Genomic DNA, 12,921 nt, shown 5'->3' with positions numbered 1-12,921 from the left:
ATCGCATGTACCGTATAGACAGCATGTATGAACCGATGATCGAGGCGCTGCTTACCGCCCGATCGGAGAACAAGGCTGATCGCTGGATGGCCTGTGCCGCGTTCTGGCTTGGCCGCCAGCAGATTCATAACGTGCCCGATTATTGGCTTGCGCTTGCCGCCAAGATCACCTCGGATCTGCCGGTCGCCGACAAGGAGGCCATCCTTGATCAACTCAGCAACAAGGAAGCCGCCCTGGTCAGCACGGCGGCCGATTGGCCGGAAATGTCGCCGAGCCTCTCCGCCGTTGTTGCCGGTTGGTCGCCAGAGCCGATCGCTGTCGATCTATATGCCTATGCGGCGGCAAAGCGCTACGCTGTCGAAACGGGCGGCATCGTCTTCAACGGCATGTCTGTTATGACCGATCGACAGAGCCAATCGCTCATCACTGGCGCTTACAACTATGTCGACGCCAATCCCGATGTCACGGTGCAGTTCAAGACCACCAGCGGCTTTGTCGAGCTCACCGCCGCCCAAGTCAGGGATGTTGCCAATGCGGTTGCGGGGCATGTCCAGGCGAGCTTTGCCGCTGAAGGCACGGTCGATCAGCAGATCATCGCCGGTACGATCATCACAACGGCGGAAATAGACGCCTTCGCGTGGCCCTCGAATTCGCAAGGAGGGCTTTGATGTCCACGCTCGCGGAATCCCTCAAGAAGCAGAATGAGTTTTTGCAAGGCGAAATCGAGCGCTTCGCTAACGCCGTCGACTCTCTTGCTGCTCAGCTCGTCGATGCGCAAAATCAGTTCAAGGCGCTTCAAGACGTGCAGTCCGAAATGATGCCCGCTGATAGTGACATTGTGATTGAGGGCGAAGCGGTTGATGCCCAGAAAAGTGGCGTGCAGAACGTCGCCATGACCGCGGAAAGCGTTCTTGCGCCAAGCACTAAGTCGCCTTTGTAAGCGGCAGCCGTACGACGGCATCGTTCTCCACGAGGATCAAAATTCATGGACCACGCGAAGTTCTTCGCGGCGGTCCGCTCGTCGTTGTTCGGCGGGCGGCTGTCGCAAAATCAGGTCAACGGCATGGGGGCCATTCTAGCCACATGGGGGGTTAAACCCTTCGATGCTCGTTGTCTGGCCTACATGCTGGCGACGGCCTATCATGAGACGGACAATACTATGTGCGCCATCTCAGAAAATCTGAACTATTCGACGGCCGGCTTGCTGGCGACCTTCCCGAAATACTTCACGACTGCCCAAGCCGCAGCCTATGCCCGACAACCGCAGCGCATCGCCAATCGGGCTTATGCGCTGCGCATGGGCAACGGCAATGAGGCTAGTGGTGACGGCTGGCGCTATCGTGGGCGTGGCCTGGTACAGATAACAGGTCGTGATAACTACACGAAATATGGCATCGCTGATGATCCGGAGAAAGCGCTTGATCCGGTCAAAACTGTCGAAATTCTATTCGATGGAATGATCAATGGCCGCTTCACCGGTAAAAAGCTTGCCGACTATTTTAGCGCGACCGTGACCGACTGGGCCGGTGCGCGCAAGATTATCAATGGCACCGATCGGGCTGCGGATATCGCCGGCTATGCCAAGAAATTCGCAGCGGCGCTCGAAGCTGCACATTCGTGAGCCGTGGAGAATTCCAGCAGCATAAGCTATTTTGCCTATCGAAGGCGCCCCTATTTTTCCTCTTCTCCCTGCGAGTGGCGAGTCCATCTTTCCTCGTTATCAGACTGAATCGCTTGGCATTTCGCTCTAGTTAGTCTTGGAAAGTCGGCGAGACGCTGAAAGCGATGTGCTGATTTGATGCACATCATAATTCTCCGTAAGTCTAAAAAGTCCAGCAACCGATAAAGCAGTCATTGTTTCTGCCGGTGTGTTTTTACTCGGTTCTTTGTCGCCGTGCTGACTCCGTGTGTCATGGCATGGAAAGCGCAGGCTTAGGCAACAACCTCGCCGTATCCGAGTAGCACTCGATAATCTCAATCCATTTCATAGCTCCGAAGGAAGCCTCATGTTCAACACCAATGCTCTGCACAATGCCTTGAATATCCTGATTACTCTCTCGGCGCTGTTGGTTGCCATTCTGCTGGCGACCGGCTGCACGCAGCTTGCTGATGGCACGCTGGAATGCTCGCAATCTTCTATTGGTCCGAGTTTCACAGCCCTTGCCGTTGCCGGTCTCGGCACCCTCAAGATCGTGGTCAATATCATCCGCGACGGGCTTTCCGGTTTGGTGAAACCACAACCGCCAGTGACTAAATGAGGCCGTGCTTCTCAGCCATCATTTAGCTGGGACTAGCGCATTTCTGATTTCAATAAGCATCTTTAGAGGCGGGTTATGGCGATGAACGAATTTCTCGATGCTTTAGGCATCAAGGTCGGGGTCGTCATCGCGGGCCTTTCCGGCGGCATTTTACGTGGCCTGTCGCGGCGTCGATATACGACCCGTGAAATCATTGCTTCTCCCATCTGCGGGGCACTTGCCGCAGCTTATCTGACAGAGCCGGCACTTTACTATCTGCGCGCCGTCAATTGGCCTTTGCCGCAAAAGGATGTCGCAGCCATGAATGCCACGGCCTTCGTGGTCGGTGTCTGTGCCATGTGGATCGCCGACCTGATCTTCGATAGCATCTCACGCTGGATCAGAGGTGGGAAAGCGGTGCCCTGATCCAGCGCTGCTAGGTGGCAGGTTGCCGCGAACCTGCAATTTCTCTATTTCGCCCTCTCCTTAACGGGAGAGGGCGTTTTTTGTGTTTGTGGCTTTTGCAATCGCTCTGTGTCATGTTTTCGGAATGCACTGGTCGGTCTGTGGGGCGACCCTGGTTCATATTCTCGCGCGTGATGTTTTTCATTTGAACTAATCATTGTCGCCGTTGCCGCTGGGCTGATAAAGCTGGCTGGCAGAGATTGTCGATGAAAGGCGCGCGCGATGAGCCAATGGCCCGACACCCGGATCCTTGATCTATTTGGCATTGCCTTTCCCATCATCCAGGCGCCGATGGCTGGAGCAACATCGCCGGAGATGGTGATCGCGGTCAGCGAGGCTGGCGGGCTCGGATCGTTGCCGAGCGCGCAATACAATGTCGAACAGCTACGTCTGGCGCTCGATACGATAAGGGCAGCAACAAAAAAGCCGATCAATGTAAATTTCTTCGCTCATAGCATGCCGGAGATTGATCCTGAGCGACAAACGGCATGGCGAAAACGGCTTGCGCCCTACTACATCGAGGCTGGCCTCGATCCGGCCATGCCGGTTCCCGCCGGCGGCCGGGCACCATTCGACAGCTTTTTTTGCGAGGTCGTCGAGGCCTATCGGCCTGAGGTCGTCAGCTTTCATTTCGGGTTGCCGGATATGGAGCTGGTTGGGCGGGTAAGGGCCACGGGAGCGAAGATCATCTCCTCGGCGACCACTGTCGCGGAGGCGCGATGGCTTGCCGATCGTGGTGTCGATGCGGTGATTGCCATGGGTTTCGAGGCGGGCGGTCACCGCGGGAATTTCCTGACAGAAGATATGGCGACACAGGTGGGTACGATGGCGCTGGTGCCGCAGATCGTCGATGCTGTCAAAGTTCCTGTTATCGCCGCCGGCGGCATCGGGGATGGGCGCGGAATTGCAGCTGCTTTTGCGCTGGGTGCTTCTGCGGCACAGATCGGTACGAGTTATCTGCTCACACCCGAGGCGAAGATTCCTGCGGTTCATCGGGCTGCCCTGGAGCATGCTGGTGACGACAGTACGGCTTTGACCAATGTTTTCACCGGACGTCCGGCGAGGGGCGTGATGAACCGCATTATGTGTGAGGTTGGGCCGCTCACGGATCTTGCGCCGGCATTCCCGACAGCCGGTGGCGCGCTGGCGCCACTGCGCGCCAAGGCGGAGGCGATGGGCTTCGGCGACTTTACCAATCTCTGGGCCGGTCAGTCCGCGAGGTTGGCGCAGCCGCTTCCGTCGTCCGAGCTCACCATCGGTCTGGCGAACGAGGCGATGACGCTGATCAAACGGTTGGCCGAGCGTTGATATATCGGTTGCCCACCTGATACTGCGGGAGAGAAAGAGGAGGAGAGACATATGACCTTTACGGCAGATTTGACGGATCGTTTTGCAGTTTCCACATGGTCGCTACACCGTGCCCTTGGCGGCACTTATCCCTACAAGCCGGGAGGAACCAAAACGCCTGCCCGCCAGCCAACCTATGGTGAAGGCTCGGTGGAGTTGATCGATCTTCCGAAGCAATTTGTGGAGCATGGCATCTTCCGCATCGAGATATGCTCGTTTCATTTACCGAGCCGCTCGGGCGCTTACATTGCCGACCTGCGCAAAGCCTTTGAGACTGCAGGCGTGAAGATACAGACGCTGCTGATCGAAGACGGGGATCTCAGCAATCCCGAGACGGCCGAGCGTGATGCCGATTGGATGGCGAGCTGGATCGAGATTGCCGTTGCGCTCGGAGCTGAGAATATGCGCGTGATCGCCGGCAGGGAGCAGCCGAATGACGAGACATTAGGTCGCGCGGAAAAGCACCTCCGTCGGCTGGCAGACCAATTGGCAGGCACCGGCATCCGCCTTGTTATCGAAAACTGGTTTGCGTTGCTGCCAGGTCCCGTCGAGGTCAACCGGGTGATTGATGCTCTGGACGGCAAGCTCGGTCTCAACGGTGATTTTGGCAATTGGCAAGGTCCGGGGAAATATGCCGACCTGGCAAGGATCATGGGGCGTGCCGAGCTCTGCCATGCCAAGGCGCATTATTCGGAAGTCGGTCTTGATGCCGAGGACTATATTCGTTGCGTCGAACTCTCCAACGCTGCTGGCTATAAAGGCCCGTTCACGTTGATCTACGACTTCTCATTCCACGACAACGAATGGTCCGGCATTCTGGAGGAGCGGGATTGCATCGCCAGCGTATTGAGGAAGGCTGCCGCCGCGGCGTGATGGCTCTGAAGAGCAGGGCCGCAGGCTGCTTAGACCTACTATTGTAACATCAAGGCCCGGTTGAATCGGTGCTACGAATTTCAATGGAACTCGTATTCATGCAGAGCGCCGAGCAACTGGTCTTGCGTCTGATAGCCGGCCTCATACAGGCTGATCGCTACATTGGCGGCCGATAGGCCTTCCTGGCTTTGCAGTTTGATGCAGCGTTCCGCGCACCACGCGTAGAGCGCGCTGGCGAGGATGTCGACATCGTCGGAATAAAGGGGCGAGTTGACCATCATAGACATTCGCTACACCGTGGTTGGAAGCTCAGACTTGAGCGGGGGCGGGGCAGAGACTGCTTTGATTTTGGAAGTTTGCAATCAACTTCGTGTGCGGGCGTTAACGTCAGCCTGATATGATACAGGCCGAGTTTCGTATTGGCACAGGTGCTTGCGAAAAGAGCTATTGTGGTTTCTGGTCTGGCGCGTGTGGTGTCGGATTTTCGAATCCATCTTTGCCATTATGGGGCTCAACAAACAACAGGACACCCAGCGCTACGGCCAGCGCCACCATAATCAAAAGAATAAATCGCGGCCGCGAAGGCATCATTGGTGGACCGGATGCGATGCCTCCACTGCTGCCTCGATCAATTCCTCCGCATAGGAGAGCGCGGAAGCGGTGTCTTCGCCGTCGAGTTTCAACTCCCGGCACTTGTGATGCATGGCCCTTCGAATTTCCACCAACAACGTGGCGTCCAGATCGACATGACCTTCGTAAAAAACATGGGTCAGGGCGGACTGGGCGACAACTTCGAGGACTGCGACACGTCCTTCGATTTCGCCAAGGGAAGGAATAGCGTTTTTCTTGACGTGATGTTTGCAATCGCGATGAGTGGTGAGCATCTCATTAGTCTCCTCTGAATTAGGCATAACCAACGAGAGGCAAAAAGGTTCAGCCGAATCCAAGGAAAATCTGAATTAGCCCCGACAATGTTTTTCCGGCAATGCTGCTTGCGGCAAAACGGACGGGAATTCTCACTTCATCGGGCAAAGACCCGGATCCGACAAGACATCGGCGCAGTTGGGGGAACGGCGGAAATCGTCGTAGTAGAGCGTCCATTCCGTCGTGTCGGCGGCACGATAGGGGCCGAACTTGAAATACTGGTTCTTGCCCAATCCCTTATCGGCATGGCCGATATGTCCCTTGATGGTGACAATCCATTTATCGTTCGCGAATATCTCGATATGGCCAGTGCCGCCGGGGCCTGGCTTGGTATAGATGGCGAAGTCGATCCAGCCGGAATCCGGCGTCGGCAACTTGTTGCCATGGTCGGTCACGGTGATGGCACTCGTGCAACCGGTAAACTCCTGGCCGTCGTCCTTGCCCCAATTGCTGTCGGTCGCGACCAGCGCACGCATCTGGTTGGTATCCGAGCGGAACCAGACAGGCGTCTGGTTGCCATCACAAGCCTTTGCCCCATCGTGGGAATAGGTCTTTGGCGGGGCGACATAGTTGGTTTCGACCGTCGCGAAGAGCTTGCCGTTGTTCAGTCGCAGAGCCAGGAAGGGACTGAAATCACCCTTTGCTGTCGGCCCGATCTCCCGCTTCCATTGCGCGATCAGATAGCGATGATCGCCCGATGGAATGGGATCGGCGAATTTGACGGCAAAGCCGTACCAAACCCCTTGATCGTAGGGGACGCGATATTTGGTGCGTTCCCAGATTTCCGCTCTCTCGCTGCAATTCGCCTTGCCTGGCGCGCAGAGTGGCTTGACGCTGAGTTTCAGCGCGCCGGTGCCGCTGCGCTTCACCTCCGACTGGAATTCGACCTTGCCAGCCTTCTGTTCGGAATTGTCGCGGTAGTAGAGATGGCCTGCCGGATCGAAATCGGTGCCGTCGAAACCGTCGCGAAGAACCAATTGGGCGGGATCCTTGGCCAGGGCCGGGGTCATGGCGCTGGTGCAAGTGCAGGCCAAAAGGGCGGGCAGCGCATATTTTGCGTTCATGACGGGGACTCCTTCGGCGGGCGATCTTCGAGTGCTATCAATGACCTGTTCGTCTCTCGTGGGCAAGAGCAGGGTGTTTCGCGATGTCGTGACCGAGCATAGTCGGCCCCGATATCGGGTGGCTCCGGCGAAGCTTCACATGCCGATTGTCTGATTTAATAACGCCACTTTAACCGCCTGTTAGACGCTTTCCGGTTCATATCGATGCATATTGGGCTTTGCCTGCGGATATCAGCGCCCCGGACATGAAGGTTCGTCGCCGCAGCTTGAATCAACGATTTGAATGTCGGGCATGAGCGAAGCCGACCGAGAATCGCAGTTGAGGTTGCCCGTGACAGAGCTGGAAAAAGCAGCGGCGACGGAAGACGGCGTCGGGCCGCGACGAAAGATCGTCATTCTGACGTCGCATGTCTCTCTGCGCGGCTACCGCAAGGCATCGGTCCATTTCGTAGCGTCCCGCTGGGCGGAACAGGGGCATGATGTCCATTTCCTGACGATTGGCCACAGTTGGCTAACCCTGCTGAAGGATCGCCCGCGCTTTCGGGCGCTATCGGAGCGTCAGGGAAACCGGTTCGAGACGGTCACTCCGAATCTCCGGGCGGGTGCCTACCTGCCGCCATTGCATGCCTTCAGTTCCGGCAATCGCATTCTGAATGCGGCAAACGGAATGCTTTTCCGGCTTTACGGCAATTACCTGCCGCGCTTTGCCCGGAGTGCTCTTGCTTCGGCCGATCTGGTGGTGATTGAAAGCGGTTCAGCACTTGCCTTTTTCGATTATGCGAAGAGGCTTAATCCCGAGACGCGAACGCTCTATTTCTGTCGCGATCTGCTCCGGAGCGTTGGCGCCGCACCCGTGTTGCAGGATATACAGGCGGCCGCGATCGGACGTTTCGATACGGTCTGCGTGCCCTCGGAGCGTCTTGGCGCGCTGCTACCATTGGGTGGGCGCGTCAGGGTTATTCCACAGGGCGTCGATGCGGCGCTGTTCGACCGCGAACAACCTTCACCCTATACAGCAGGCAGCCGCAATGCCGTCTCCATCGGTAACATGTTGTTCGATGAGGCCACACTCGCCGCGATGGCATCGGCGGCATCGGACGTCAATTTCCATGTCTTCGGCGCAGATTGGCACGGTTCTGCACCGCCAAATGTCACTGTCTATGGTGAGCGGGATTTCGAAAGCATCGTACCGTTTTTGCAGCACGCGGATTTTGGCATCGCACCCTACCGTTTGACGAAGAATGAGGTCTATCTGGCGGAGTCGAGCCTGAAGCTTGCGCAATATAGCTATTGCGGCTTGCCTATCCTCCTGCCTGACCTGATTCCGTTTACCCGTACCAATGCTGTTGCCTATCGCTTGGATGGAGAGATCGCCTGGCGAGAAAAGATCGATATGGCGCTGGAAATGCGGCGTTCGTCGGCTTTTCGTGAGGGAATTTTGACCTGGGATGATGTTGCTCGCCAAACGCTCGACGCAGCCTTCGAGACGAAGTAAACGTCTTAGCCCGGTGCGAGGAAGGTCAGTAGGCCGTTGACCAGCGGGCGTGTCGGCCTTGGCAGTTTGCCGCCGATCGTATCCATCAGCAATCGGCTATCGCTTGCCTCCACCAGGCGCAGGATGCGAACGGCAAGCATGTAAGCGACCCCGCCAACGGGAATGGCCGTTACAATTGCCGCCAACCCGTCGAGATAGTAGACGGCGATACCGGCCGAAGCGGCACAGGTGGTCGCTGCGAGCACTGTCCTTGCCACCGCTCCAAGCGGGATAGCGGCGTGTGCGCTCTTCCATGCGGTCCAGGCAAGCAGGACAAAGGTCAGCGTGGTGATCGTCGCGCGAGCAATGGCCGCGCCCTCGAGGCCCGCCAACGGCACCATGGCGGCAAGCAGCAGCATTGTCAGCAAGCCGCTGATAATCTGGACGCGCAATAGCAGATCACTGCGCCCGGAAGCGCTGATCATACCCCAGGGAATGACCGAAAGGCCGGCAAGCCAGACGAAGGCAAGCAAGGTTGCCGAGGCCGGAATGGCAGGCTCGAAGGCATTGCCGAAGATGAGTGGCATCAGGTCGGGCATGATGATCGCGCCGCCGAAGCTGATAGGCAGCATGACGAGGGCCACCATACGGATGACGCGCCCATAGGTCGCCTGCAGCGCCTGCCGATCTCCCTTCGCATGGGCGTCTGCAAAGCTGACGATCAGCGCCGGGGAAATCTGCAACATGACTTGCTCGATCAGTCCGGCGAGACCGAGGCCGGCTGCGAAATAGCCGATGCCGGTCGACGAGAAGAAGAAGCCGAGAAACAGGAATTCGATGCGTGACAGCACCAGGATCTCGATGAGGTCGCTCAGCCACATGTAGCGGCCGTAGCGGTGCATTTCGGGCGTCAATGTCTCGCTGGACGCAGGAACGCTCTTGTCGATATAGCCGCGCAAATGCAATGCCTGCGGCAGATAGCGGGCGACATAGCCAATCAGCGCTCCCGTCGGGCCGAGCAGCCAGGCGCCTGCGAAGACGAGCGGAATCTGGAGAGTGCCACCGACAACCGTGCTGCGCGCCGTTTGTCCGAACCGATTGCGGCCGCGAGCGATGGCGGTTGAAAAGACGTAGAATGCGTAGCTCAAGAACAGCAGCGCCGTCACGACCCAGAACCAGGCGTGCCGCGCATCGCGATAGGCATAGGTGAGCATGGCATAGAAAAGAATGCCGGTGCCCACCATGGCGACGGATATCATGAAACTGCGGAATGCCGCGCGCACCAATGCCTTCCAGGCGTCACCTTCACCCGAGAGTGCGCCAGCATTGCGCAGCAATGTCTGGGGCAGGCCCATATCGGCCAGGGCCGTGGCGGATGTCGCAATCCAGAGCGCATAGGCGACCTTGCCGGAGCCCGCGGGACCGAGCAGGCGCGCGGCGATAACACTGCTGGCGAAACCCGCCGCAAGCGAAATCACCGTCGCCGCCAAGCTGATCAGCGAACTCTTCAAGAGGTTTGATGTATAGGCACTCATGACGACCAATCATGAGGGCAGTCTCATAACCTTGTGTTAAAGGCCGACTGATACTTCTAACTAGCGTTCAAGTTGAAATTTGAGACCGCTGCCGTGACGGACAAGACTGCCGAACGAGATGCATTCCTCATTCCTGGATATTTGCAGAAGGGATTGGGTGAACGCGCGCGCAACCTGCTGTGGCGGCTGATGTCGCCGCTGCCGGACAGGCCCTACTGTGCGCTCAAATATTTCACCATTCGCGGCAAGTTCCCCAACCTGACATTGCCGCAGACCTTCACCGATAAAATCCAGGCTCGCAAGCTCTACGACCACAATCCGCTGTTTCCACGTTTCGTCGACAAGGCAGGTGCCAAGACGCTGATTGCCGAACGGGTCGGCAGCCAACATGTTATTCCCACGCAATGGGTCGGCACCGATCTTTCCAAGGTCGATTGGTCCGCCATCGCTTTGCCCGCCGTCGTCAAGCCGACACATGCGAGCGGTGTCGGCCGCTTTCTCTATGGGCAGAACGATATCGAGCAGTTGCTGAAGAACGACCCTTCGGCGGAGTGGCTGGCGATCAACCACGCTTCCTACAATAGGGAGTGGGCCTATAGCCGGGTTGAGCCTCGCATTCTTATCGAGACCATGTTGCTTGCCGACGGACATGTTCCTTGGGACTACCGGCTTTTCACCTTCAACGGCAAGGTCTCGCATATCGAGATCGATATCCGGGAAAATGGTCGGGGCTACTCCTGCAATTATACACCGGACTGGCAGAAATTACCGTTCTATGATCCCGATTATCTCGGTCTCTATCCGGGCGAAGTGGCGCGGCCATCGCGGCTTGAAGAGATGATCCATATCGCCGAGACGATTGCCCGCGACATCGATTTTGTCCGCGTCGATCTCTATGCCTCCGCCGACTGGGTCTATGTCGGCGAACTCACCTTCTATCCCGGTGGCGGCTTCGAGGCTTTTGAGCCTGAAAAGTACGATCTCGTGCTCGGCCGGAAATGGCAGCTCGGTTTCGAGATGCCGAAGAGATAGGTAGACAAATCGCCTTGCCCGGGTTTCATAGGCCGACCGAATCTTAGAGGAAGGATTTCCATGACGATCGACCAGGACCTCAGCCGCATCGCATTGCAGGAAGAGACGCTGCGTTTCGACGCTTTCGATCTTTCAACCGCTTGGGTGCTGGGTAAGTTGCTGCATGATCTTGCCAGCGAGCGCAATCTCGGGGTCGCGATCGACATCACGCTGCATTCCATGCCGGTCTTCTATATTGCTCTGCCTGGTTCGACGCCGGACAATTCCAATTGGATCCGGCGGAAGCGCAATATGGTGCTGCGCTATTTCCGCAGCAGCTACGCCAGCACGTTACGGCTGGAAAAGCAGGGCAAGACCATCGAGGACAACGGGCTTTCCAGCGCCGACTACGCTGCCTCCGGCGGCAGCTTTCCGATCTTCGTTAACGGCACGGGCTGCATCGGCGCCGTCACCGTGTCGGGTCTTCCTCAGCGTGAAGACCATAATCTTGTTGTCGAGGCCCTGGCGCTGACGCTTGGCCACGAACTGCACAATCTCAGCCTGTCGTAAAAGATAATTGCGGCGCCGCGCTTGAAGCGGCGCCGCCTTCGATCTTAGATCTTTCCGCCCGCCTCGGCGATGACTTTCGTCAGACTGCCGGTTGCCGGGAACAGAGGGATGAGGCAGGCCTGCAGGGCGTGATAAATATCGCCTTTGCCTGGGAAGAGCGTGTGGGCGGGAACAAGATCTTCCGTCAGTTCCTCGTGCCAGCCACCATTTTGGTGGTCGATGAAGGAAGTGCCGATAGCACCCCAGATCTTGCGGTAGCTTGCCTCATGGAAGTCGCTCGGCAGATGCTGGTTGAGATAGTGCGCGGCACCGGCGCCTTCGCTGGCCGGCCACCAGAGCTTGTTGCGCTTGGCCGGCACGTCGGCCCAATCCAGCGTATAGAAGAAGCCGCCCTTATCATTGTCCCAGCCCAGTGACATGGATTGGGAGAACAGGCCCTTTGCGGCCTCCGGCATCCAGTCGTGACGCTGACCGCCAAGCGACCAGAGTTGCAGGATGAGGCGTGCCCATTCCAGCCAATGTCCGGGTGTCGTGCCGGATGGGCGGAACATCTCGTTGCCACGATAGTCCTTGTCGAGCACCCAATCGGCGTTGAAGTGCTCGGCAACGCGCCAGCCGACGGAACCGGCGGAGCGGCGGATGACGAGATCGGCGATGCTTTCCGCCTTGTCGAGATAGGCCTTGTTGCCGGTCGCTTCGAAGGCGGCCATCAAAGCTTCGGTCAGGTGCATGTTGGAATTCTGGCCGCGATAGCTGCCGCCATCGATCGGCGACCAATCCTGGTTGAATTCCTCGGCGATGGCGCCGTGCTTCTCTTCCCAGAATTTCGTGTTCAGGATTTCGGTGACATCGGCGAGCATGCCGTCGGCAAACGGATGGCCGATGATCTTGGCGGAGGAGGCGGCGAGCAGCACAAAGGCATGGCCATAGCCTTGCTTGCTGGAATCGACCGGACCGTCATTGTTGAGCGACCAGACATAGCCGCCGTGCTTGGCATCGCGGTAATGCTTCCAGAGATAGTTGATACCGTGGTCGACAATATCTTCCGAGCCGGGACGGCCGAGCAGCGAACCGATCGCGAAGCAATGCACCATACGGGCGGTCGAGTGAATGCCGCGCACCGGATTGACCGCATCCAGCGGCTTGCCGGCATCGTCCATATCGTAGAATCCACCCTTGGGATTGACGCTGCGATACTGGAAGAAATCGAAAAGCCCGCTTGCCTGGTCAAGCAGCCAGCGCCGGTGGTAGGCACGCGTGCTCCAATTCCCGAGAGCCGCCGTTTCACGCTGTATGCTCATGCTATCCTCCTGAGACACTTTTGCCGTAAGCCCTATAGCGCTGCCTGAAAGCGCTGTCATGACTTTATGGGATGAAACTGTGTCGGCGGCTTTGCCTTATCCACCCTGTCGGAATTTTTA

General features: G+C 57.6%; 15 protein-coding genes. 10 read left to right on the top strand and 5 right to left on the bottom strand.

Annotated elements, in window-relative coordinates:
- Positions 1-5 precede the first annotated feature (5 nt).
- The 7 genes from AC1RO0_RS03950 to AC1RO0_RS03920 all read left to right on the top strand — a co-directional run bounded on the left by AC1RO0_RS03950 (position 6) and on the right by AC1RO0_RS03920 (position 4,922).
- Complete coding sequence (locus tag AC1RO0_RS03950; RefSeq protein ID WP_498591634.1) at positions 6-668, top strand: DUF4376 domain-containing protein; 663 nt, start codon at positions 6-8, stop codon at positions 666-668.
- Positions 668-940, top strand: a complete 273-nt coding sequence (locus tag AC1RO0_RS03945; RefSeq protein WP_498591633.1) for a hypothetical protein — start codon at positions 668-670, stop codon at positions 938-940. Before AC1RO0_RS03950 ends, AC1RO0_RS03945 begins: the two co-directional genes overlap by 1 nt.
- 45 nt (positions 941-985) lie before the next feature.
- Positions 986-1,621: a hypothetical protein gene (locus tag AC1RO0_RS03940; protein WP_498591632.1), complete on the top strand. Its 636-nt coding sequence runs from the start codon at positions 986-988 to the stop codon at positions 1,619-1,621.
- Between the two features lie 385 nt (positions 1,622-2,006).
- Positions 2,007-2,258 carry a hypothetical protein gene (locus AC1RO0_RS03935; protein ID WP_498591631.1) on the top strand — a complete coding sequence of 84 codons (252 nt, stop codon included), beginning with the start codon at positions 2,007-2,009 and terminating at the stop codon, positions 2,256-2,258.
- A 75-nt stretch (positions 2,259-2,333) separates the two neighbouring features.
- The gene (locus tag AC1RO0_RS03930; protein ID WP_498591630.1) at positions 2,334-2,663 is read left to right on the top strand and encodes a hypothetical protein; all 330 of its coding nucleotides are present in this window, start codon (positions 2,334-2,336) and stop codon (positions 2,661-2,663) included.
- A 261-nt stretch (positions 2,664-2,924) separates the two neighbouring features.
- Entirely contained in the window at positions 2,925-4,010 is a 1,086-nt protein-coding gene (locus AC1RO0_RS03925) for an NAD(P)H-dependent flavin oxidoreductase (RefSeq protein WP_498591629.1), read from the top strand.
- A gap of 51 nt (positions 4,011-4,061) precedes the next feature.
- Complete coding sequence (locus tag AC1RO0_RS03920) at positions 4,062-4,922, top strand: sugar phosphate isomerase/epimerase family protein (RefSeq protein ID WP_498591628.1); 861 nt, start codon at positions 4,062-4,064, stop codon at positions 4,920-4,922.
- An 80-nt stretch (positions 4,923-5,002) separates the two neighbouring features.
- On the opposite strand, the gene AC1RO0_RS03915 is transcribed toward AC1RO0_RS03920, so the two are convergent.
- The 3 genes from AC1RO0_RS03915 to AC1RO0_RS03905 form a co-directional block, all read right to left on the bottom strand.
- Positions 5,003-5,209: a hypothetical protein gene (locus AC1RO0_RS03915; RefSeq protein ID WP_498591627.1), complete on the bottom strand. Its 207-nt coding sequence runs from the start codon at positions 5,207-5,209 to the stop codon at positions 5,003-5,005.
- Positions 5,210-5,509: 300 nt separating this feature from the next.
- Positions 5,510-5,806 (bottom strand): hypothetical protein, encoded by a 297-nt coding sequence (locus tag AC1RO0_RS03910; RefSeq protein ID WP_007701755.1) that lies wholly within the window; start codon positions 5,804-5,806, stop codon positions 5,510-5,512.
- Positions 5,807-5,938: 132 nt separating this feature from the next.
- Entirely contained in the window at positions 5,939-6,910 is a 972-nt protein-coding gene (locus AC1RO0_RS03905) for a polysaccharide lyase family 20 protein (protein WP_498591626.1), read from the bottom strand.
- 292 nt (positions 6,911-7,202) lie between these two features.
- Between AC1RO0_RS03905 and AC1RO0_RS03900 the strand changes: the two genes are divergently transcribed.
- Positions 7,203-8,405, top strand: a complete 1,203-nt coding sequence (locus AC1RO0_RS03900) for a GumK N-terminal domain-containing glycosyltransferase (protein WP_498591625.1) — start codon at positions 7,203-7,205, stop codon at positions 8,403-8,405.
- Between the two features lie 5 nt (positions 8,406-8,410).
- On the opposite strand, the gene AC1RO0_RS03895 is transcribed toward AC1RO0_RS03900, so the two are convergent.
- Positions 8,411-9,919 (bottom strand): lipopolysaccharide biosynthesis protein, encoded by a 1,509-nt coding sequence (locus AC1RO0_RS03895; RefSeq protein WP_498591624.1) that lies wholly within the window; start codon positions 9,917-9,919, stop codon positions 8,411-8,413.
- A 93-nt stretch (positions 9,920-10,012) separates the two neighbouring features.
- Here AC1RO0_RS03895 and AC1RO0_RS03890 point away from each other — a divergent pair, with 93 nt between their 5' ends.
- Positions 10,013-10,951 carry an ATP-grasp fold amidoligase family protein gene (locus tag AC1RO0_RS03890; RefSeq protein ID WP_498591623.1) on the top strand — a complete coding sequence of 313 codons (939 nt, stop codon included), beginning with the start codon at positions 10,013-10,015 and terminating at the stop codon, positions 10,949-10,951.
- A gap of 60 nt (positions 10,952-11,011) precedes the next feature.
- Positions 11,012-11,500 (top strand): heme-degrading domain-containing protein, encoded by a 489-nt coding sequence (locus tag AC1RO0_RS03885; protein ID WP_498591622.1) that lies wholly within the window; start codon positions 11,012-11,014, stop codon positions 11,498-11,500.
- A gap of 44 nt (positions 11,501-11,544) precedes the next feature.
- Here the strand turns inward: AC1RO0_RS03885 and AC1RO0_RS03880 are convergent, their stop codons facing one another.
- Positions 11,545-12,801, bottom strand: a complete 1,257-nt coding sequence (locus AC1RO0_RS03880; RefSeq protein ID WP_498591621.1) for an AGE family epimerase/isomerase — start codon at positions 12,799-12,801, stop codon at positions 11,545-11,547.
- Positions 12,802-12,921 lie beyond the last annotated feature (120 nt).

Source organism: Rhizobium sp. GW821-FHT14E12, from assembly GCF_058803745.1.
This window is presented reverse-complemented; position numbering and strand designations above follow the sequence as displayed.